This is a genomic window from Westiellopsis prolifica IICB1 (assembly GCF_004323185.1).
Lineage (GTDB): Bacteria > Cyanobacteriota > Cyanobacteriia > Cyanobacteriales > Nostocaceae > Pelatocladus > Pelatocladus prolificus_A.
Genome location: NZ_NAPS01000001.1, coordinates 1,745,368 through 1,766,849, shown reverse-complemented (window position 1 = coordinate 1,766,849; position 21,482 = coordinate 1,745,368). Strand labels below are relative to the sequence as shown.

Genomic DNA, 21,482 nt, shown 5'->3' with positions numbered 1-21,482 from the left:
TAAGTAAGAATGGAATTAGTCAGTAATATCGTCATTGAAAAACTCAATTGTGAAATATGAGCAATACTAGCAACTTCCGTGATGCTATCCGTGAGGCTAAAACCCACGCCCTAGTGGGACCAAATGTCATCGCCAATGCTCTACCTTATCTGGGAGGCGGCCTGATCTTAACAGCATTGGGAACCTATGGCGGTTTGGGAGTGATCCGTGCTAACCCCGGACTTTTCTTTCCCACCTTCATTGGCGCAGTGATTTTAGAATTAATTTTGTTCTTTGTTGCCCAAAATGTTGCTGAAAAGGGCAAGAATAGTGTTGCACTGCCTCTATTAGCAGCCTATAGCTTGTTGTCTGGATATACTCTCAGCGGCTTGGTCTTTGTGGCGCTAAGAACAGAGGGTGTGGGTATTCAGGGAATTGGTATAGCAGCTCTTGGTTGTGGGATCACTTTCATCGCCGCTCGTCAGATTGGTTCAAATCTTTCTGAGACTGACGGTATGGCTCTGACAAAAACCATCAATCTGGGTATTATTGCCTTGGTCGTGGTTGTAGGCTTGCAATTTGTCTTTGCTTTGTTCGGTGTTTATACTCCAGGGTGGTTAGAAATTGGCATTTCTGCTTTGGGAGTATTTCTGTTTGCTGGAGCATCCGTAGTCGATTTTTACATCCTGCCACGTACCTACCGCAATGACCAATACCTACCTGCGGCTTTGTCGATGTACTTAACTTACATCAACCTTTTCATCTTCATTTTGAGGCTGTTGATCGCCCTAAATGGTCGTGACTAAGCATATCTAGTAGAAAAACCATTTTTTTAATTTATGCCGTGGTTACCCTTGTGATAACCACGGTTTTTTGGAATTTATATGTTGGTGAGAGTCCTTGCTCGCTTTCCCATTGCTTTCCGATTATGTATAATAATTGGATGACGATGTTTCTTACAGATTCTGCCGACATCACTAGGATTCATTTCTCTTCAAGGTTAAATCTGAAGCAACGTAGCGAGTTGGGTCAGTTTTTTACTCCCGCCCTAGTTGCCCGTTTTATGGCTAGACAATTTAGTAGTCTATCGGGTCACATCAATCTTCTAGATCCTGGTGCTGGAGTTGGGTCATTAGCTGCTGCTTTTGTAGAGCAGTTATTGGCAAATCCTAACGAGGTTAAAAGTTGCTTGATAACAGCATATGAAGTTGAATCAGCCTTCATATCCTCTTTGAGGCAATGTCTTATAGAGTGTTGTACAGCTTTAAAGAGTAGAGGAATTCAAGCAAATTATTGTTTGCATGAAGAAAGTTTTATAGAAGCTTTTAAAAAAATAAATTTACCACTTTTTACTACGTCATCAATCAAATTTACTCATGCAATTCTGAATCCACCTTATAAAAAAATTCACAGCCAATCAATAGAAAAGAAGATCCTTTCAAAGCTTGGAATTGAAACAGGAAATCTATATAGTGCATTTGTTTGGCTTACTATGTTACAGCTTGCCGAAGACGGAGAGATAGTTGCAATCACGCCCAGAAGTTTCTGTAATGGTACCTATTTTCGTCCTTTCCGGAAAACTTTCCTAGAAAGCATGGCGCTAAAAAAAATTCATGTTTTTGAGAGCCGTTCAGCAGCTTTTGCAGAGGATAACGTATTGCAAGAAAATATTATTTTTCATGCTAGTAAAACTAAAATTAAGCCTGATTATGTAGAAATAACTAGGAATTTTGAAACTAAATTAGATGATTTTTCAGAATTAAGATATATTCCTTACAGTAAAGTAGTTGAAACCAATGATTCCGAGAGTTTTATTCATATTGTGACAAACTCCCTTGAAGATTCTTTGAGAGTGCAAATGGATAAATTCTCATCTACTTTGGATGAAATGGGTTTAGAAGTTTCAACGGGTCCGGTTGTCGATTTTCGTCTCAAATCGTTTTTAAGAACTTGCTTGGATGAGCAGAATGTTCCACTACTGTACCCAGAAACTGTGAAGCCAGGGAAAATTTTATTTCCACCTAGCAATCCTCGTAAGGCGATCGCAATTGAGCAAAACCAACAAACAAGCAAATGGTTAGTTCAATCAGGTTGGTACGTTTTGATCAAGCGTTTTTCTGCTAAGGAGGAAAAGCGTCGTGTTGTTGCTGCTGTCTGTTCTCCTTTAGACGCACCAGCGCTAGGTATAGAAAATCATCTTAACTACTACCATGCTAAAGGTCAGGGAATGAACCCTGATCTGGCACGAGGTTTAGCAGCATTCCTCAATTCAACTTTATTTGATAATTACTTCCGGCAGTTTAGTGGACACACACAAATCAATGCAACAGATCTGCGTATAATTAAGTACCCTTGTAAAGATGATTTAATCAGACTAGGAAGCCAAATTGGTGATTCTCAGTTTGATCAGGAGCAACTTGATCAGGTTGTACATAAAACTTTGTCGATTATGAGCGAAGTTACAAATGCAGTTCGGGCTGCTAAACGAATTGAAGAGGCTCTTGCAATTCTCAAAGATATTTCTGCTCCAAGAGAGCAACAGAACGAACGATCAGCACTTTGCTTACTCGCATTGGCAGACATTCGACCTGAAACACCTTGGAATCAAGCAACAGCACCAAGACGTGGAATTACAGAAATGATGGATTGGTTTCACGATTACTATGGGAAACAATATGCACCGAATACACGCGAAACAGTTCGACGACAGACGATGCATCAGTTTGTGCAGATGGGAATAGTTGTTGAGAATCCAGATCGACCAGACCGACCAATTAATAGCCCCAAATGGTGTTATCAACTTCATCAACAAGCATTATCACTTCTGAAATCCTATGGCTCTGAGCAGTGGGAAGAGGCTTGTCGAAATTATGCTGTTTCAGTCACAAATTTATTGCAGGCGAGGAATCGCAATATACCGATGATTCCCGTAACCTTGCCTGACGGTCAAGCCATTGAGATCTCATCAGGTGGACAAAATATACTAATAAAAGACATTTTGGAAAGCTTCTGTCCCAGATTTACGCCTGGAGGTAGAGTTCTCTATGTAGGCGATGCTGGGGATAAGTTCATTATTAATGAAACTCAGAAATTCCGAGAAATGGGGATTGAGTTAGATCCTCACGGTAAAATGCCAGACATTGTAGTTCACTATCAACGGAAAGATTGGCTTGTATTGATAGAAGCTGTGACTAGTCATGGTCCGGTCAACTTGAAACGTCACAATGAATTAAGGCAACTCTTTCAGTCTGGTGGTAAAGGACTAGTTTTTGTTACAGCTTTTCCAAGCCGTAGGGAAATGACTCGGTATCTTGCTGAGATTTCTTGGGAAACTGAAGTTTGGGTCGCAGATCAACCTGATCATATGATTCATTTCAATGGGGAGAGATTCCTTGGCCCCTATGAAGACCCAGAGAATCGTTCTTGAAAATTCTGGTTCTAAATAGGTAACAGTACACCTAACAACACGATTGAGTGGATGGTTGAGAAATCTTGATTGTGATTCATAGTATCAGTTATTTGCCATTAATCATCTTTGAAAATCTAAAATTTCAAGTTGATCTATATCAATTGCTTCAAAATTGAGATATTTTAAAACTACGGTTAATCTATCGTTGAAAAGGAGTTAATCCGTGATATCTCCCTCTTCTCCTTTGATAAATTATTCTCATAAAACTATTACTCGGTATTTGAAACAACGCTCTTTTATACCACTTCCACCGAATATACTCTGGAAGATTGAAAAAGGAGTAGTAAGAAATTTAACCTGGCATGAAGACGGTACACTCGTCACTTTAGGAATTTGGGGACCAGGAGATGTTATTGGTAGAAGCTTATCAAAAATAGAACCATATGAAATAGAGTGCTTAACCAAAGTAGAAGTTAGTATTTTTCCTGTCAATCAATCATATGAACTCACAGAGATCTTACTAGCACAAATAGAACAAGCAGAAGCATTGATGATGATTCGCAGCTATAAAACAGTAGAAATTATGCTCATTAAACTGCTGAGTTGGTTAGCTAAAAAGTTTGGTCGTGCAGTAGAAACTGGACAATTAATTGATTTACGTCTAACTCATCAAGATATTGCAGAAATGTTGAATTCAACTCGTGTGACGATTACGAGAGTTCTCATTAATTTAGAGGAAAGAGGATTCATTTACCGACTACCTTTACATCGAATTGTCCTGAAAGAAGAACAAATATGGCACTATGAAATCTAGCTAGAAGTATGATTAGTATCTAGTGATGAGTATTTAGTTGTTGATTGTTGGTAGTTAGTTATTGATTGTTGATGCTTATAAACACCTAGCATATAATAACTAACAACTAACAATACCAACTATCTCCATCAGCATTTGGCTTACTTATAATTTTTAAATTTAGAGATACCAAGTAACTTAACCCAGAGGAAATTTGTGATATATCTCCCTTGAGTTGTACATCAAAGCATCCCTCTTTGCCTGCATTTTTTTCTAAACTAGCTCCAGTAATATTTACAACCAAACCATATTTTGAAATTAATTGAGAAATTATAGGTTGGTTTTGATAGCATTGAGGGATATAAAGACGAAGACGAACTTGAGTCTTACTGTTGTGTTTTGATGTTTGATCTAACAGAGATAGTTTGGTTTTTTTGAGATTTTGACGATGATTTATTTTTCTCATTTTCTTGATATAATCATGAATTTATATTTAGAAACCCGACTTCTTGAAGAAGTCGGGATTTAACTTTCTCAATTTCTAAAATTACTTTAGGATTGCTATACTTAATCAAGTATTAATAAAAAAACTTTGCAAATAACTAAAGCTAGAAAAAAGCTGATCTTGTCTTCCCCAAATTTCTAAGTCAAACCAACCATCATTTTGGATATCCGGTTTTAGTAAAGCTCCGGTAATATTAACTGTTACTCCATAGCGAGAAACTAATTCAGAAATGACAGGTGTGTGGTAGTGATTTTTCGAGATACACAGTTGCAAACGTAGTATATTGGTTTGATTGTTGGAGATTTGCGGATAGATTTGGTCTTCCCATTTTGTTACTAAATCAGTATGTTCACTGGGATTTATATGATTATCTGAAATTGGAAAAGACTGAGAGTCTTCACTAGTTAAAATATTTCCTACAATACCTATTTGCATAAGATCCACACCTATTCGTTGCAAATAGGAGAGGCTATTAATAACTTGTTCTGGATTACCCTGAAGTTCTAAATCGAACCAGCCACAGCTATCAATATCTACTGTAAGAGAAGCTGCTTTAATGTTAACTGTGAGATTATAGCGGGAGATTAATCGAGAAATTACAGGTTGCCGATGATAATGCTGAGGAACTCGAATCCGAATGTGGACTGGAGGTATTTTTGCACATCTATATTTAAAGGTCGTCATACAAAATATACTGGAAAATATAAATGTTAATAGCAGGAGCGCAGGGAGGATTTCAAATGTTTGAAATATTGCGTTCTTATAGTAATTAGTTGTTAGTTATTGATGTTTGAAACAATCAACAAACAATAACCAACAACCAAACACCAACAAACAATAATTTTTACCAATTACCTATGTTGCTGTCTTCCCAAATTTCCAGTTGCAATTCTTTGAGATAACTCAGCCCACCATCAATTTTTTCCGGTGTTCCTTGTAACTCTAGGTCAAACCAACCATCACCAATAGCATTAGCTCCGAGAACAGCAGCAGAGATATTTACTGTAAGACCATAGTCAGAAACTAAGCGAGAGATAACAGGTTCCTGACGATAGTCTTTGGGAATTCTAACGCGAATTCGTTTGTTGGTAAGGGTATTGTGAGAAGCCATATTGAATTCTCCTGTTCCACTTTTGAATTAATCAGTTATTAGACGCGATTCATCGCGTCTGTACAATAGTCATTAGTTTCTCTTCCTCACAAATGACAAATAACAAATGACTAATGACCTTTTGATGATTTGATTCCTGTTTTCCGTTCTAAGATCCCCTTCAACACCAAAGTTACGACTGCAAGCAACGCTAGGATTACAGCAGCTGAATAGGCTGCTTCTGTTTCATACTGTTTATAAGCATCCTCTACAAATAGAGGCATACTCTGGGTTTTACCAGCGATGTTTCCAGAGACTACTGAAACTGCGCCGAATTCACCCATTGCTCTGGCGTTGGTCAAAATTAAGCCATAAAGCAAACCCCAACGGATATTCGGTAATGTTACACGCCAGAATGTTTGCCAGCTGTTTGCACCCAAAGTTTGCGCTGCTTCTTCTTGGTCGCTTCCTAACTCCTCTAACACCGGAATGACTTCACGCGCCACAAACGGCATACTGACAAAAGCTGTAGCCAGTAACATCCCAGGAAAAGCAAAAATAATTTTGATTCCATGTTCTTGCAACCAGCCCCCAAACCACCCATTTCGTCCGTAGAGCAGCACAATCATTAAACCAGCGACGACGGGTGAAATTGAAAAGGGTAGGTCTATGATACTCAAAATTAAAGTGCGACCAGGAAATTTGTGACGAGCGATCGCCCAAGCTGCACACAAACCAAATATAGTATTTACTGGTACAGCGATTAAAGCCAATAATACTGTCAGCTTGGCTGCATTCAAAAAATTTGGTTCTGTCAAATTAGAAAGAAATGGCCCAGCTCCATTTTTGAATGCTTGGTAAAAAACGTTGACAGCAGGAATATATAGCATCAACGCCAAATATACCAGCGCCACCCCAATTAGTATGACAGGAACAAAATTCTTTGTTTTGGTTGGCTTTTGTTTGTTGGGGTTAGCTTCTGTTGTGTGAAAATGGGGCTGTGGAAAAGAGGCTTCTTCATTTTGTGTCATATCTTCTTGCCCAACTTTGTAAGAAATTAATTGCTAGCAATATCACCAAGGAAATCACTAGTAGTACCATGCCAATTACCGTTGCACCGGAATAGTCATACTGCTCTAAACGTTGGAATATCAATACAGGTGCAATCAAATCTTTAAAGGGAGTGTTGGAAGATATGATCACTGTCGAGCCGTATTCGCCAACAGCACGGGAGAAACCCAAGGCTACACCTGTCAAAATTGTGGGAAATAAAGGCGGTAAAATCACTTTCCAGAAAGTTTGCCATTGAGATGCACCCAAAGACCAAGCAGCTTCTTCGATTTCTTTCTCCATTTCCTGGAGTACAGGTTGCACTGTCCGTACTATAAAAGGCAGCGAGATAAAAATCATTGCCACTGCTACACCCAAACTAGTAAAAGAAATCTTGATACCAAAGGGGACAAATAGCGAACCAATCCAGCCATTATCACTGTAGACTGTGGCTAGTGTTAAACCTGCTACTGCTGTTGGTAATGCAAACGGTAAATCTACGGTGGCGTCAATAAATCTTTTGCCTGGGAAATCATAACGAACCAAGACCCAAGCAATTAAAGTACCAAAAACACCATTGAGTAAAGCTGTCAGCAAAGCTGTCAAAAAAGTTACGGTATAAGCCGACAAGGCAATGGGACTAGTAGCAATTTGCCAAAACTCAGTCGGAGATTTAGTCGCCGCTTTCAAAAACATGGCGGCGATTGGGACAATTAACATCACTGTTAGATATCCCAAGGTAATTCGCCATGTCCAAGGAAGATGGAAAAATTGATCCAAAAACTTCTTCCATTCTGGAGTCTGGTTTCTAGCTTTTTGTTGAGGTGGTGATGAAGGAGAGGATACGGTCATGGGGATTGGGGGATTGGGGATTGGGGATCAGGGATCGGGTATCGGGGATTGGGGACAAGGGAGAATTATTTAACAAGTCTCTTCCCAATGACTATTGACAATTGACAATTGACCCTTGACCCTTGACTATTGACTAACGCTTGATATTGGATTGAATTTGGTCAAAAACTGCTCCATCTTCAAAAAATTTCTTTTGCACTTCAGCCCATCCGCCGTAGTCTTGAACATTTCCCAGATTATTTACTTTTGTATATTTATCGGCAAGTGCTTTGAGTTCTTTGTTTTGGGCTACTGCTTCGTCTAGAGGTCGGAATCCTAATTTTGCAAATTCCTGTTGTGCTTCTGGAGTGAATAGATATTTAACAAAAGCTTCTGCTACTTCACGAGTACCGTGCTTATCAACGTTCTTATCTACTATTGCTATTGGGTTGTCGATAGAAATATTCACATCTGGAATTACATAATCAACTTTTTCACCCTTCTGTTGTGCCAGAATCACTTCGTTTTCGTAGTTAATTAAGGCGTCTCCTTGACCTTGTTTGGCGAAAGCATCAGTAGCTTCACGGGCGTCTTTAGTTAATATTGGTACGTTACTGTATACTTTGGTGACAAAATCGAGGGCTTTCTCTTCTCCTCCACCTGTTTTAATGGCTGAGTTCCACAGGGCGAGAAAATTCCAACGAGCAATACCTGATGTTTTAGGGTCAGCGGTAATCACCTTGATGTCGCCTTTTCCTAAGTCTTCCCAGGTTTTTATACCTTTTGGGTTCCCTGGGCGAGTGATGAGAGCAGCTACAGATCTAGAGACAACAGCATTATTTGGAACTTCTTTTTCCCATCCAGGTTCAATAAGTCCGGCTTTCTCAATTTTTTGAGTGTCTAAAGCCAGCGCTAGGTGAACTACATCTGCTTCCAAACCATCGATCACTGCACGAGTTTGGGAACCAGAACCACCATAACTTTGCCTGAAGGTAACGTTTTGGTTATGCTCTTGCTTCCATTTTTCTACAAACTTAGGGATAATAACATCGTGAGCAGCTTTGGTAACGGCAAAGGAAACGAGAGTTACTTCAACATCTTGCTTGTTATTTGCTGCTGAAACAGGACTAGCTGTGGAGTTACTAGCAGTATTGTTGCCATTACCACCAGAACAGGATGCGATCGCCACACTTAAACTCACCCCAACTAAAGCAAGTGATAGAAAACCTTTAATTGAGTTAACTCTCATCCCACTAGTAATTTTTATTAAGGTTTGTCTTGATTTTGTAATAACACGCTGCCATGAACTCATTCGATTTACCCCGTTTACATAAAATCTACTATTCGTCGCTCGGCTTATAGTAATTATGATTAGTTGTGAGTTATATTACATGTGTGCTGCTCAAAAATCAAGAGAGTAACTACGCATTATTGATAGGGAAGGGGATTGGGGATTCTCCAGAGGAGACGCTTCGCGTAGACGCGTCAGCGGCTTCTCATAGAGTACGGGGATTGGGGATTGGGAGTTGGGGAAGGTAGGGGTCCCCTTTGGGGAACTCGGGGCCCCCACTCCCCCAAGGGAGTGGGGATTAGGAGCGAAGGGGTAATACCATTTCACGTTAATCGCGATACATATAAATTTTGTTCCAGACGCGATATATCGCGTCTCTACGGACCTGTATTTGTATCAGATTTTTTGTGAAATGGTATAACGGGGATTGGGGGTTGAAACGAGAAACTTCGAGTTCAAAACGTACAGACGTGAGGAATATCAACCATTGTACAGACGCGATTCATTGCGTCTCTAATGACTGATAACATCTAGCAAACTCTGCAACATTAAATAAACAGAAGTCGCCCCTGGATCTTGATGTCCGATACTTCGTTCTCCCAAATAACTAGCGCGACCTTTTTTAGCCTGTATTGGTGTTGTATCTTGCATTCCCTTTTCTGCTGCTGCTACAGCTTGTTGCATTGCTGACAATGTATTTTCACCTCCTGTGACAGCTTGTCCAAAAGCTGCTACAGCTGGTGACAAGGAATCGACCATTGTTTTATCGCCTAGTTGTGCTTTCCCCCTGGTAAGGACACCATCTAATCCCGCTTGCAGCATAGCCAGCATATCTTGCTCGCTAAGTTCTTTTTTACCAGCTACTACCGTACTTGCTCTTAGAAATAATGTGCCATAAAGTGGACCACTTGCACCCCCAACTGTGGAGATTAGGGTCATACTCACCGTTTTCAAAATACCACCGATGTCTTGATCTGCAACCGTTGGCAATTGAGTAATTACTTTTTTAAAGCCGCGTTCCATATTGATACCATGATCAGCATCACCTATGGCTGCATCTAATTCTGTTAAGTAGTCTTTGTTTGCTTCAACTATAGTTGCAAATCTTTGTAACCACTGCAAAATCTGCTCTGTTGTCACCATCTTTATACCTCCTGCTGAACGCAGATATCATAAAAAATATCCGAGTTTTTACGGTTTTGGCAATTAACAAATGTAAAAGGGAATAGTAAAGTATCTAAGAGAAGATCAACTTGTGTTTTTTGCTAAAGCCTCTATTTTAAAACAAATTCCCTGTTTGATTTTTGTGGCCATTGTCACTTCTACTTGTGCTGAATATACCAAAAATGCTGAGATTCAAATCGCGCAAGCTACTCCAAGTGTGCCAGAAAATATTGTTTTTCCCAAAAATGTAGGGGTAATAGATGTTACTGACCGAGAATATGGAGCTGTACCCAATGATGGAAAGGATGACACAGAAGCAATTCAAAAAGCACTGAATAAATTTCCTGGTCAAGGACGAATTATTTACTTACCAAACGGTATTTATGATATTTCTAATAGTCTACATTGGCCAGCTGGAGAGCGTAATCGCTCGGATTATAAATATACTACACTACAAGGACAAAGTCGCGATCGCGTGATTATTCGCCTTCAAGCTCAATCTCCTCTATTCCAAGACGCCAACAAACCTCGACCAGTCATTTCCACAGGATTCGATCCAGATTTAGATACCAATTCAGAAGAATTTAAAGCAAGTATAGCGGCTCAACGTTTTGGTAATTCTGTGAGAAATCTGACTATTAATATTGGAAAAAATAATCCCGGTGCAGAGGGATTGAATTTTGTTGCTAATAATCAAGGAGCAGTCAGAAGCGTCAAGATTATCTCTGAAGACAAAAAGGGAACTACTGGTTTAGCTTTAACTCATGGTGAAGTTGGTCCTCTTTTGATTGAGGATGTAGAAGTTGTTGGTTTTGATTATGGTGTGCGTACCAATAACGCTATTAATGGTATTACCATGCAGAATATTACTGTCCGCGAGCAAAATTTTGCAGGTATTTTTAATAATGGACAAGCAATGAGTTTGGAGGGTTTTAATAGCATTAATTCTGTATCGGCAATTATCAATGGTATTGATCCCACTGGCGGTGTTGATCCTGGTAGTACTTTGACTCTAGTAAATGCTAAATTGGTTGGTCGCGATCGCGCTAATAAACTTCCAGGAATTTCTTCGGCTGGTTTTATTTATGGTAGAAATGTCATATCTTCTGGATATAAAGAAATTCTTTTAAATAATACAAGAGAAGGTAAAAAGATAGTTACAGGCTCTATTTTGAAGGAATATACATCCCATCCCATAATTTCACAATTTACTTCACCATCAAAGTCACTGCAACTTCCTCTTAAACAGTTTCCCAAGTTGAAATGGGATGATCCCAAAAAATGGGTAAACGTTGAGAAATTTGGCGCAATTGCTAATGATAATAAAGATGATACAGCTGCTTTTCAAAAGGCAATTGATTCTGGCGCCACAACAGTAGTAGTACCTGGTGGGAAGGGAACATTTATCATTGACGGTTCTCTGCGACTACGAGGTAAAGTAGAAAGATTTATTAGTACAGGAGGAGTCATGAATGGTAAAGGAGAAATAGTCGCAGATAACGGTAGTAAACCAACACTGATTGTGGAAAACTTCTTTGTTGATTTTGGTTCTAAGTTGAAATGGAAGAATGTGGCTAAGAGAACTGTTGTTTATCGCAGTATCAGTCACCTAAGTTTAGAAAGTAAGGGTACTGGAGATTTATTTATTGATGATGCTGTTATGGATAAACTGAGATTTTTAAATCCTGCTCAAGATATTTGGGTACGCCAAGTAAATCCTGAAGGTGATTTAGAGACTAATATAGTTAATAATGGAGCAAAACTGTGGATTCTCGGTTTTAAAACAGAGAAAGGTAAGACAAAAATTGAGACTAAAAACGGTGGCTTAACTGAACTTTTGGGTGGATTATTTTATGCTGCTGGTGAACAAAAGCCCCAAGATCCTCTTTTCCGTATTACTAATGCTTCTGCTGCTTTCATTGGTGTAGCTGAAGTGTATTTTGATAATGATAGCTACCAAATATGGGTAGAAGAAACACGAGGAAGCCAAACTAAAAAGCTAATGAAAGATCAACTTCCCGGCAGATACACAGGTAATGGTAGAGTTATGATGTTGTATACGGGTTTTAAAGAGTAATTTTATTTGTTATTTGATTTTTGTTGAATAATTGAGTTAGATACCCCATTGCAAGCTTGGGGTTTTTACAGGTGCGTCCCATAGACGAATCATCTCGTCATCTAGCTTAAGTAAAGTTATCGAGCAACCTTGCATATCTAAGGAAGTAATATAAGCACCAATTAAGTTTCGCACTATTTGGAGTCCATGCTTTTGACAAATTTCTGCGAGTTTGCGGTAGATAATATACAACTCAGAAATCGGCGTACCACCCATACTATTCACAAAAGCTAGGAGGCGATCGCCTTTGGCAAAATTTGCATTTACCAATTCCACTTCTTGCCATTCACCTGTTTCTTCGTCCCATTCTCGTAGTGTGCGAGTATAGGATGCATCTTCAATTATTGATAGCGCTAACATCTCAGCAACTTCATCTGCTGATTTCAGACTCATGCGTTCTCTTCCGGGTTCACCGTGAATCCCGATACCTATTTCCATTTCTTGGTTCCCAAGTGTAAACGTTGGTGTACCTTTGGCTGGTACTGTACAGGAAGTCAGGGCCATACCCATACTCCGTCCCTGTAAATTTACGCGCCTACACAAAGAAGCTAGTTGTTGTAAATCATACCCCTCTTGGGCTGCTGCACCACAGATTTTTTCTGCTAATACTGTTGTTCCGACACCGCGTCGTCCTTGAGTATAAAGACTATCTTTGACTGCAACATCATCATCAATTAAGATATTCAGCACCTGGATACCTTCACTTCGAGCTAACTCCGTAGCCATTTCAAAATTCATCACATCGCCGGAGTAGTTCTTCACGATGTATAAAATTCCCGCTTCACCATTTACAGCTTTGGCTGCTGCGAGCATTTGATCAGGGGTAGGCGAAGTAAAAACCTCACCAGGACAAGCAGCATCCAGCATTCCCATCCCCACAAAACCAGCGTGCATTGGTTCGTGTCCACTACCGCCCCCAGATATAATTGCTACTTTACCTTTGATAGGTGCATCAGTGCGATAGACAAAATGAGGGTCGAAATTGACTTGAATTAGATCTGGGTGAGCGATCGCCATACCTTCTAAACTTTCGCGCACAAAATCAGGGGGATTATTGATGAGTTTTTTCATATTTTGCTGAGTGAGAATTGAGGTCAAATATCTTTATTATCTAAGCTGAATGCCAAAGTAATTCAATCTATCTTCTATCTCAAAAACGCATCTTTTCTCTACTTGTTAGGGTCGTCATTTGTCCGACTCTAGGATAAGCTGCTTACGCGTCTATGTTATTTGTCATTAGCTAAGTGTTTCATAAATTTTATATTTTTTAACATAAATATATTTTTTCCGCCTACTTATTTATACCAATTCTTCGTGAAGCTGATAGAATTTTACCCCTCCCCTAACCCTAGAGACACTTCATTTTCACCAGAGAAAAATTAGAAGTCTAAATCTACCGTCATCGCTCTTTGTTTTTTTGATCAAGTAAAAACGAAAGACGTGGAGTATAGATTTTCTCTCATTACAATGAATTCGCCCTATTGCCCCTCCCCGCTTGCGCTTAGGGGGTGGGGTCTTTGTATTCGTCTTCATATTAGAGTGTTATTAGAAGGTTAAGTGCTTCATAAAAGCTTAACAAATATATTTTAATGTGCTGGTTTTTTTAAAGATTTCATATTGATTGGTTGTAATAACTTATCAAGTAAAAATTTCAAGTTATAAAATGTTTTTCAGTTATAAATATGAATACGGAATTTCATAAGCTCGTAACCAAAATCTAAACTTTTTGGTGCTAATCATAGGAATTGATAAGGCTTACGAATTTATGAAATGCAGTACTAGTAATTTCTAACTATCGTAATTTACTGAATAATTTTTAATCTATAAATAATCAACAAGCACAATAATTTTGGCAGACTTGTAGCAGAAAAATTTTGCTACAAATGTGCTGATTATGCATATTTATAGTTTAAATATTGCAAGTAAATATCAATGACATTTCAATATCATTTAAAGAGTTTCTAGGTGAAATTATGTCCCATGCAGAATCTTTAAAATCTTCTTTTGCTAATCAAAAATCTGCTTCTCTCTCTACAGTGGAAAACTTTCTGTTAGATCCTACAGGTAGTGAATGCCAAACAACTATCACAATTAGCACTGAAGAATTTGCCAAGGGTGAGTTGTCGCCAGATCATCTCGCTCAAGCTGTTCAGGCAATCAATATACACGGGTTCGTTATTTTAGAAAATGCTGTACTCCATAAGTTTTTAGATGCACTACATGAAAAAATGTTAGAGGACACTAGGCAGCTTTTGGTTAAGCCTAATTGGGATGCTGTTGGTAAAGTAAAAGGACACTTAAAACAAATCCCTCCTCCTTTCGCTCCTTATATTTTTCGCGAGATAGTAAGCAATCCATTTGCTGTCCAAGTGACTAAGCAAATATTTGGAGAAGGTACATTTAACAAGTTTTATAGTGGTAACGCCAACTGTCCTGGGAGTGGAACACAACCAGTTCATGTAGATGGTATTGATACAGCATTAATAGTTAATTTTGGACTAATCGATATTACCGAACATAATGGTAGTATCGAGTTGTGGCCTGGTACGCATCTAATTAAAAATGTTGGTGCGCGAATTGAATCAGCAGCTCTAGAAGCTCGCCGAAAAATTGCTCCACCAATTCGTGCCAATACAAAGAAAGGGAGTGTGTTGATTAGACACTCACAACTTTGGCACCGAGGTATGCCAAACTATGCAGATAGTCCCAGACATATGATTGCGATGATGCACTACAAGTATGGTACAGATTTAGGAGAACCATTGAAATTTAACAAAGGATGTGAAGCAGAGTTTGAAAACCATGTTCTTCATCCAAATATCCATTTTACCGATGAGCCGATTGATTATCTTGCTTCCCACTACTCTTTTGTTGCAGCCTGTAAAGATACTTTTTTCCGCCTTTTTCCTGATGTTTTCGTTTTCCTTTCTAAACTTCATCGTTCCGCTACTGTTAAGTTGAATAGGTAGTTAATTCTATTCTTCAGTCGTAGATGTTGATTGGTTTGTACTACCATGCAGCTTGATAAAGCTGTCAAATGCATACCATGCCAACACATACCAGGGAATAATTTCTAATTGCAAACCTTTAGTGAGTAACTGGCGAATAGAAAGGCTAGCAAGTCCTATGGGCATAATGATTCGTAAGTCAATTAAACCCTTGGTTGCATCGTGGACTCGCTTGTTCAAATCAACAATTGAATCAGATACTCCTGCTGCTGCTTCAGATTTTCCACCAGTAATATCAGCAAAAATAATCCCTAAATCATATAGGGTAGCGAGAACGTTTTGGAAACTCTCGTCGTCGCGATTGTGCTGGATGGTAATACTCCCTTGATGAACATTCATTCGCACATCATTGATACTAGGATTTGCTTCCAAGCTTTTAGCGAGACTTTGCATTTCTTCCTTTTGACGATGGGAATGAGCAACTCGCAAACGCAATCTACCTGGAGTATTACTAACAATTTTTGTCAGTATTGGTTTAGGCCGTCTTTTAATGATTTTTTCCGACATTGTTCTTGGCATCTGAGTAAGACTGCCATTACCATTTTTCAACACGTAACCACTCTCCTTGAGTAATTACAAATTTTATTCCAATTGAAGGAGAATTTAATCCAAAATCCAAAATTGTTAAAGGGCTAAAGTGAAAAACTTTCCCTTTGCCCTTTAACTTTTACCTAACACTTGTGTTATGCACCATTGTCAGATATATTATCAGCAGCTTCAACAGCTGGCAGTTGCTTAGATTCAGCAAGTTCTGCTCTAGCTTCAGCTACCATGTCTTCCCAGCTTTCGCCTAATTCTGCAAAAGCTCCTTTGCTCTTTTCATAAAGAACTAGTCCACCTTTGATCAAAGATTTCGCAATTGGTTTACCAACTCCTGCTACTACTGGAATCACAACAGGTGCTAAAATGACCGCACCAATACCTGCGATAATTCCAGGTGCGCCAGCATCTTCTACAAAGTCAGTAATTTTCGGTGCCATTATTTATTAACCTCACGTGAATTGGATTTTCTTTTAAAACCTCTAACCTTAATTCATTTGAGATGGATATCTCATCCTGCTGTCGATAGAGATTTAGAATTTTGTTGGTAGTTCACAAGTAACAACCAACTTTTAACCATTTGTTGGTTTGAGAAGGGGACGTAAACCGTTGATTCCCGCAACAACTGTGGAACCGTTGTTAACTACTGTCGCTGCTAAAGGATTCAATCCAAAGAATACGGTTACGATCAAAGCAGCTAAGTTAGGAATGGCAATAATGCCCGTATTTTGCTGAATTAATTGCTTGGTTTGGCGAGCGATCGCGATCGCTTCTAGTAAGCCATGCAAATCATTGTGCATCAGTACCACGTCTGCTGTTTCACGAGCAATATCGGAACCGTTGGCGAAGGAAACGGAAACATCGGCATAGGCTAAGGCAGGTGAATCATTAATCCCATCACCAACAAAGGCAACTGTCTTGCCTTGATCGTGTAATTCACGAACGACTGTTGCTTTTTGCTCAGGAAAAGCTTCGGCGTGGGTATGACTTGGGGCAATGCCAAGCTGTGCAGCTACAGCATTAGCAGTCTGCTGATTGTCTCCGGTGAGCATGTGTACTTCCACATTTTCTACCGTTAACAGTCTGCTAATGACTTCGCGGCTTTCAGGACGCAATAGGTCACTATATTCTATTATACCTAAAAGCTGATCATTGCTGCCAACATAAATTCCCGAAGCTGGTTTTTGATGTCCCTCCAAACTGGACATATCTATTTCTTGAAGACGCAGGAAACGTTCACTACCCACAAAAACTGTCTCGCCGTCGATCTCTGCTTTCACACCCAAGCCTAGCTGATAGTCCCACTTGCTACGCGGTAATATCTCAACTTTGTGAGCTTCGGCATAACGCATAACTGCTTCTGCAACTGGGTGAGTTAGACGCTGTTCAGCAGTTGCAGCTAGTTGCAGCACTCTGAGAGAAGAGACGGCTCTATTGAGACTTTCCACACCAACAACAGCAGCTTCCCCTTGAGTAAGAGTACCAGTTTTATCAAAGATAATGGTGTCTACTTGTGCCAGTTGCTCTAGCGCTCTACCACTGCGGATCAGAACACCACGTTTTGCGGCATGGGTAAGGGCTGCTAAAACTGTAGTTGGTACAGATACCCGAATTCCGGTAGCAAAGTCCAGAGTTAAGACACTGGCGGCTCTGGCTGGGTTGCGAGTCAGGGCAAATACTGTTGCTCCTAGTAACAAAGTTGGCAATACTGTTTTCTGTGCTACTGTGGCTGCATGGTTTTCCATGCGAGTATCGTGGACGGGAGCTTGCTCCATTAACTGGAGGCTTTTGCCAGCACGTGTATCATTGCCAACTCTTTCTGTCAAAATATACATGCGTCCTTCCCGTACCAAGGTAGAAGCGAAGACGTTTTGACCCTTGGTTTTCAACACAGGTACAGACTCACCAGTTAGTTTTTGTTCATCCAGCAGCGCTTTCCCCCGCAAGATTGTACCGTCAACGGGGACTTGTTCCCCTGGATAGACAATGACGATATCGCCGCGCTGGACTTCCTGAATGGGTATTTGTTGTTTTTCACCATCTCGTTCTACCCAAGCAAATTGTCCCAGGGAACTGAGTAAATCTAAGGTTTGCTGTGCGGAACAACGAGCTGTGCGATCGCGAATCTTTTCGCCAATATCAATTAAACTTAGCATTAATGCTGGGGCGAGAAATCGACCTTGGATTGTTGTAATCGCGATCGCAATTAAATCCAAAAAGTCTATATTTAATTTTCGCTCTAGTATAATTCCTTTCCAAGCGCGTTGGAGAACAGGCAAGGTAGCAAGAGAAATGGTTCCTACCATCAAAATCGGCGGAATGGTTAAACCCAATGGACCACCCAGCACAGCTAAAGCAGTCGCAGCGCCAGAAAGTTGTAATCCAGGCCAAGATACCTCTGTTTCTTTTGTGATTTTTGGCGTTGTTGGCTTAAAAACCACAACTTCTGCTGCGGATTGAAATACATGGCCTAGATGATGGCGCAGCTTAAATTCTGAAACTGTTTTGGGGTTATAAGTAACCGCAACCGATGCAGCAGCTGGCTTGAGTCGAAAGGATGTGACTAACGCATCTGCTTCTAGCAGAACTTGGAGGCGCTGTGCGTAGTCTGGATTATGACGCAAGCGAGGTATTCTTAAGCGTATTCTTCCCGGAATTGTATGAACAACAGTATAGTCTACTTTGGGAAGATGGGTGCGTGAATGTCCTTTATATTCTATAAAATGGGCTTTTCCATTCTTTTGGGTCAAATTCAGTTGTGATTGACCTGCGGAGGATGGTAGACCCACCTTAACTTGTACCATTGCTTCTCTCTCATAAAAAAATATTGGTGAACATTAGACTTCTTGCAGAAGTCGGGGGAGGGGTTATACCATTTTGGATTTTGGATTTTGGATTGGGAAACTCTTTGTGCATAAGAGTTCTGTCGTCAATCTATCTGTCGCATTCTTTTTTCAAATTGGTATTAAAGGAATTGAAAAATCCTTCCCCTTTAACCTGCAAAGAGGTTTATTGGTGACGAGAAGATAGTTTGCAATGAGGACTAAAGTCCTTAAAAGTCCTTACTACAAACGTGTCTTCAAGCCTGTTTTTGGTTGAAAATTTCTGCTTTTGGGTTCCTTGCAGTTAGGCAACTGCTACATCACTAGCAGATTGTAGCAGGTTTGCTAAGTGGGATATTGCAGCTTCCAAAACACTGCGATCCGGATCTCTGGTATTGGCTTTCACCGCAGATTTGTAAGTTATGACTATTGATCCCGCAGCACGGTTGATTCGTTCGCCGATGACTGTTGGATCTGCTTTTAATAAAGCCTCTAAGCATTGCACATACTGGGGATCACGAGTGATCCGAGGTACGTGAAAACGAATTCTTCCCGGAATGACGTGAGCAATGCTGTAAGCTACTTTGGCTTTGTGTTGTGTTTTCTGCGAAAGTAGAGCAGAATCAGAACCAGACGAAGATACTGGCAGGATTTTTGCTGTAGATAAACAAGTACTCTGGTTTCCACCGTTGTGAATTTCGGAGGATGCTTGCTTGTTTATATTTACTTGAGGTAAGTTTTTGCTAGGTAGAAATTTGTGTTGTGTAATTGTTGCAACTGCCATTTTCTTAACAGCAGTGGTGTTAAAACATTTAGTGACCAGAGGATGGGAAGATGCAGGGAGAACTGATAATTTCTCCTGCTCTTGTTTTTGTACATTTGTTGTTTCGTTAACTGTTGGGTATGAATTTGCTGGTTGTATCGTTGCTGGCTGTTCTCTGCCAGATTGAATCAGATTAACTAGATGCGATCGCATCTCATAATCTGACATAACTCCAGATTTGTAGATTACCACAATAGACGCAGCAGTGATATTTATTTGCACCTTCGTAACCAAAGCCTCTGCTTTCAACAATTTTACAAGACGCTCTTGATATTGATCATCTCTAGAAATGCGAGGAACGCAAAACCCGACTTGTCCTGGCATTGCACAGGTAATGCTGTAAGCTTCTTTTACCTGTTCAAGTTCAATTGACTTAATCTGTCCACTTTGTCTTTGACTAGTTTGGAGGTGGGAATTTCCTGGTTGAATCGTGACTAGCTCTTGTGCAGCAGACTGAATTAGATGAATGAGATGCGATCGCATCGCTTCATCTGACATTTCTCCACAGTTGTAAGTTACTACCACAGATGCAGCAGTACTATTTATTTGCACATTTGTGACTAAAGCTTCTGCTTGCAGCAACTTCTGAAGTCGTTCGAGATATCTAGAATCTCTGGAAATACGAGGTACGCACAACCCGACTTGTCCTGACATTGCATAGGTAATGCTGTAGACTTCTTGGGGCGATTTCTGCTCAGTGTGATCAGTCTGCGGCGTAATTTTTATCTGGGTTTTTTTTTCTGGGGTAGATACCAGTCGTAATATCGATCCAACCATTGCTTTCCTCCCTCCTCAGTCCGGGGCTGCATTAATCGGAAAGTTCGCCATAAAGGCGAGAGCATAAGACAAAGCTGGAGCTTTGAAGTTAGCCCATAAGCCAGTTACCTCTGGCGTTGATTCCACTTTTGTTGTCTGGAATTCTTTTTCTTGGATGGGCGCAGGAGTAACTAGTTTTTCTGCTTGCTTTTGGACATCAGAGTGTCTGGGCGTCCCAGCGTCTTTATAAATAACATGTGGTGCAGTTGTCTCCTGCTGTGCTAGTTGCATCAAATCAATCCAGCGAGAGACTTTGATATTGTTCGGTTGATAGGCGATCGCCACTGATGCTGCATCACAATTGATACGTACGTTTGTAACTTGGGGATCAGCTTTGAGCAATCTCTCCAAGCGTTTTGCGTAATCTTGGTCATGAGCTAGTTTTGGTAAGCTCATCCTAATACGTCCCGGAATCGCATGAACAATGTTGTAAGTAATCTTTGCATTGTCCAGATTTTTTGTTGGGAATAATTCTTGTTTGACGACTGTAATTTGCTCCACTTTTGCTAAAGAGGTTTGAGGTGTAACTTGATGTTTTGTTATTGATTGGGTTGCAGAAGCTGTATTCAATTTTTTATTTTTTTTAGATCCCAATAATTGAGGTTCTATATATTCAATCACACGTCGGGTTGCGTCTGCTGTAATCATGTATACCGGAATTGCTGCCAACCCGTTAATTCCTATCGCCCCTGTGACTCCTAATCCTGCAAATAAAGGAATAAACGAAAGTCCTTGCTCTTTCCAAAATTCTACGGATTTCCAAGCAGCGAAGGGATCACTATTACTTTGTGAATCTGAAACAGCTTGATATTCCTGAATGCCAAACTCTTGCAGTATTGTCAACATCTGTGGCAAAGACAGTCTAGTTTCATCAAATTTAACCAGCAAACTGCTCGTTTTGTAATTAGTCGTAACTTCCGTTACACCATGATGCTGCTGTAATTGCCGGGATAAACTTTCTAGTATCGAGTTATGACTGACGTCAGTGGCACGGATTCGCACGCGGCCTTGAGTTACATGAATAATTTTCAGCTTGCCAAGCATTGATTGTGCTGTTGACCGTGTAGATACTTCACCCTTATGTTTATGAACTTCATCGCTTTGCTGATGAGCAAAGATTAAGCCAGAAGATGGTTGCAGCGGTTGACTTAACCCCTTGCGACTACTAATAGTTTTTGTCATTTACCCAATAGCTACCTCAAAGCCAAAAGGTTAACATCAGATTAAATTTAACTTAAATTTCCG

At 40.0% G+C, this 21,482-nt stretch carries 18 protein-coding genes; 5 read left to right on the top strand and 13 right to left on the bottom strand.

Annotation, left to right across the window (positions count from 1 at the left end):
• The first annotated feature begins 56 nt into the window (after positions 1-56).
• From B4U84_RS07490 to B4U84_RS07480, 3 genes are all read left to right on the top strand, one after another.
• A complete protein-coding gene (locus B4U84_RS07490) occupies positions 57-785 on the top strand; it encodes a Bax inhibitor-1/YccA family protein (protein WP_017308953.1) in 729 nt (242 codons plus the stop codon).
• Positions 786-907: 122 nt separating this feature from the next.
• Positions 908-3,406: a BsuBI/PstI family type II restriction endonuclease gene (locus B4U84_RS07485; RefSeq protein ID WP_242677563.1), complete on the top strand. Its 2,499-nt coding sequence runs from the start codon at positions 908-910 to the stop codon at positions 3,404-3,406.
• Between the two features lie 205 nt (positions 3,407-3,611).
• Complete coding sequence (locus tag B4U84_RS07480; RefSeq protein WP_017308951.1) at positions 3,612-4,202, top strand: Crp/Fnr family transcriptional regulator; 591 nt, start codon at positions 3,612-3,614, stop codon at positions 4,200-4,202.
• 106 nt (positions 4,203-4,308) lie between these two features.
• Here the strand turns inward: B4U84_RS07480 and B4U84_RS07475 are convergent, their stop codons facing one another.
• The 7 genes from B4U84_RS07475 to dhaL form a co-directional block, all read right to left on the bottom strand.
• Positions 4,309-4,647: an NIL domain-containing protein gene (locus B4U84_RS07475; RefSeq protein ID WP_044452380.1), complete on the bottom strand. Its 339-nt coding sequence runs from the start codon at positions 4,645-4,647 to the stop codon at positions 4,309-4,311.
• A gap of 105 nt (positions 4,648-4,752) precedes the next feature.
• Positions 4,753-5,370, bottom strand: coding sequence for an NIL domain-containing protein (locus B4U84_RS07470; protein WP_017308949.1), 618 nt, complete (start codon positions 5,368-5,370; stop codon positions 4,753-4,755).
• A gap of 160 nt (positions 5,371-5,530) precedes the next feature.
• Positions 5,531-5,797 carry an NIL domain-containing protein gene (locus tag B4U84_RS07465; RefSeq protein WP_017308948.1) on the bottom strand — a complete coding sequence of 89 codons (267 nt, stop codon included), beginning with the start codon at positions 5,795-5,797 and terminating at the stop codon, positions 5,531-5,533.
• A 110-nt stretch (positions 5,798-5,907) separates the two neighbouring features.
• The gene (cysW, locus tag B4U84_RS07460; protein WP_131116586.1) at positions 5,908-6,807 is read right to left on the bottom strand and encodes a sulfate ABC transporter permease subunit CysW; all 900 of its coding nucleotides are present in this window, start codon (positions 6,805-6,807) and stop codon (positions 5,908-5,910) included.
• Complete coding sequence (gene cysT, locus B4U84_RS07455; RefSeq protein WP_131116584.1) at positions 6,794-7,678, bottom strand: sulfate ABC transporter permease subunit CysT; 885 nt, start codon at positions 7,676-7,678, stop codon at positions 6,794-6,796. The genes cysW and cysT overlap by 14 nt, the downstream gene beginning before the upstream one ends.
• A 133-nt stretch (positions 7,679-7,811) precedes the next feature.
• A complete protein-coding gene (locus tag B4U84_RS07450) occupies positions 7,812-8,969 on the bottom strand; it encodes a sulfate ABC transporter substrate-binding protein (RefSeq protein WP_017308944.1) in 1,158 nt (385 codons plus the stop codon).
• Positions 8,970-9,461: 492 nt separating this feature from the next.
• On the bottom strand, positions 9,462-10,091 hold the full coding sequence (dhaL, locus tag B4U84_RS07445; protein ID WP_017308943.1) for a dihydroxyacetone kinase subunit DhaL: 630 nt from the start codon (positions 10,089-10,091) through the stop codon (positions 9,462-9,464).
• A gap of 112 nt (positions 10,092-10,203) precedes the next feature.
• Here dhaL and B4U84_RS07440 point away from each other — a divergent pair, with 112 nt between their 5' ends.
• The gene (locus tag B4U84_RS07440) at positions 10,204-12,189 is read left to right on the top strand and encodes a glycosyl hydrolase family 28-related protein (protein WP_131116581.1); all 1,986 of its coding nucleotides are present in this window, start codon (positions 10,204-10,206) and stop codon (positions 12,187-12,189) included.
• 36 nt (positions 12,190-12,225) lie between these two features.
• Here B4U84_RS07440 and dhaK read toward each other — a convergent pair whose 3' ends face one another.
• Positions 12,226-13,299, bottom strand: a complete 1,074-nt coding sequence (gene dhaK / locus B4U84_RS07435; RefSeq protein WP_131116579.1) for a dihydroxyacetone kinase subunit DhaK — start codon at positions 13,297-13,299, stop codon at positions 12,226-12,228.
• A gap of 902 nt (positions 13,300-14,201) precedes the next feature.
• Here dhaK and B4U84_RS07430 point away from each other — a divergent pair.
• The gene (locus tag B4U84_RS07430; protein WP_131116575.1) at positions 14,202-15,197 is read left to right on the top strand and encodes a phytanoyl-CoA dioxygenase family protein; all 996 of its coding nucleotides are present in this window, start codon (positions 14,202-14,204) and stop codon (positions 15,195-15,197) included.
• A 6-nt stretch (positions 15,198-15,203) separates the two neighbouring features.
• Here the strand turns inward: B4U84_RS07430 and B4U84_RS07425 are convergent, their stop codons facing one another.
• The 5 genes from B4U84_RS07425 to B4U84_RS07405 form a co-directional block, all read right to left on the bottom strand.
• Positions 15,204-15,788 (bottom strand): HMA2 domain-containing protein, encoded by a 585-nt coding sequence (locus B4U84_RS07425; protein WP_131116572.1) that lies wholly within the window; start codon positions 15,786-15,788, stop codon positions 15,204-15,206.
• 131 nt (positions 15,789-15,919) lie between these two features.
• Positions 15,920-16,216 (bottom strand): DUF5132 domain-containing protein, encoded by a 297-nt coding sequence (locus B4U84_RS07420; RefSeq protein WP_016860963.1) that lies wholly within the window; start codon positions 16,214-16,216, stop codon positions 15,920-15,922.
• A gap of 132 nt (positions 16,217-16,348) precedes the next feature.
• Entirely contained in the window at positions 16,349-18,580 is a 2,232-nt protein-coding gene (locus B4U84_RS07415) for a heavy metal translocating P-type ATPase (RefSeq protein WP_131116570.1), read from the bottom strand.
• A 322-nt stretch (positions 18,581-18,902) separates the two neighbouring features.
• Positions 18,903-20,198: a hypothetical protein gene (locus B4U84_RS07410; protein ID WP_131116567.1), complete on the bottom strand. Its 1,296-nt coding sequence runs from the start codon at positions 20,196-20,198 to the stop codon at positions 18,903-18,905.
• 15 nt (positions 20,199-20,213) lie between these two features.
• The gene (locus B4U84_RS07405) at positions 20,214-21,419 is read right to left on the bottom strand and encodes an HMA2 domain-containing protein (RefSeq protein WP_131116564.1); all 1,206 of its coding nucleotides are present in this window, start codon (positions 21,417-21,419) and stop codon (positions 20,214-20,216) included.
• Positions 21,420-21,482 lie beyond the last annotated feature (63 nt).

Excerpts from the sequence above, each read along its gene's own strand:
- B4U84_RS07490 (WP_017308953.1), top strand. The coding sequence starts at position 57 with ATGAGCAATACTAGCAACTTCCGTGATGCTATCCGTGAGGCTAAAACC.
- B4U84_RS07485 (WP_242677563.1), top strand. The coding sequence starts at position 908 with ATGTATAATAATTGGATGACGATGTTTCTTACAGATTCTGCCGACATC.
- B4U84_RS07475 (WP_044452380.1), bottom strand. The coding sequence starts at position 4,647 with ATGAGAAAAATAAATCATCGTCAAAATCTCAAAAAAACCAAACTATCT.
- B4U84_RS07470 (WP_017308949.1), bottom strand. The coding sequence starts at position 5,370 with ATGACGACCTTTAAATATAGATGTGCAAAAATACCTCCAGTCCACATT.
- B4U84_RS07465 (WP_017308948.1), bottom strand. The coding sequence starts at position 5,797 with ATGGCTTCTCACAATACCCTTACCAACAAACGAATTCGCGTTAGAATT.
- cysW (WP_131116586.1), bottom strand. The coding sequence starts at position 6,807 with ATGACACAAAATGAAGAAGCCTCTTTTCCACAGCCCCATTTTCACACA.
- cysT (WP_131116584.1), bottom strand. The coding sequence starts at position 7,678 with ATGACCGTATCCTCTCCTTCATCACCACCTCAACAAAAAGCTAGAAAC.
- B4U84_RS07450 (WP_017308944.1), bottom strand. The coding sequence starts at position 8,969 with ATGAGTTCATGGCAGCGTGTTATTACAAAATCAAGACAAACCTTAATA.
- dhaL (WP_017308943.1), bottom strand. The coding sequence starts at position 10,091 with ATGGTGACAACAGAGCAGATTTTGCAGTGGTTACAAAGATTTGCAACT.
- dhaK (WP_131116579.1), bottom strand. The coding sequence starts at position 13,299 with ATGAAAAAACTCATCAATAATCCCCCTGATTTTGTGCGCGAAAGTTTA.
- B4U84_RS07430 (WP_131116575.1), top strand. The coding sequence starts at position 14,202 with ATGTCCCATGCAGAATCTTTAAAATCTTCTTTTGCTAATCAAAAATCT.
- B4U84_RS07420 (WP_016860963.1), bottom strand. The coding sequence starts at position 16,216 with ATGGCACCGAAAATTACTGACTTTGTAGAAGATGCTGGCGCACCTGGA.
- B4U84_RS07415 (WP_131116570.1), bottom strand. The coding sequence starts at position 18,580 with ATGGTACAAGTTAAGGTGGGTCTACCATCCTCCGCAGGTCAATCACAA.
- B4U84_RS07410 (WP_131116567.1), bottom strand. The coding sequence starts at position 20,198 with ATGGTTGGATCGATATTACGACTGGTATCTACCCCAGAAAAAAAAACC.
- B4U84_RS07405 (WP_131116564.1), bottom strand. The coding sequence starts at position 21,419 with ATGACAAAAACTATTAGTAGTCGCAAGGGGTTAAGTCAACCGCTGCAA.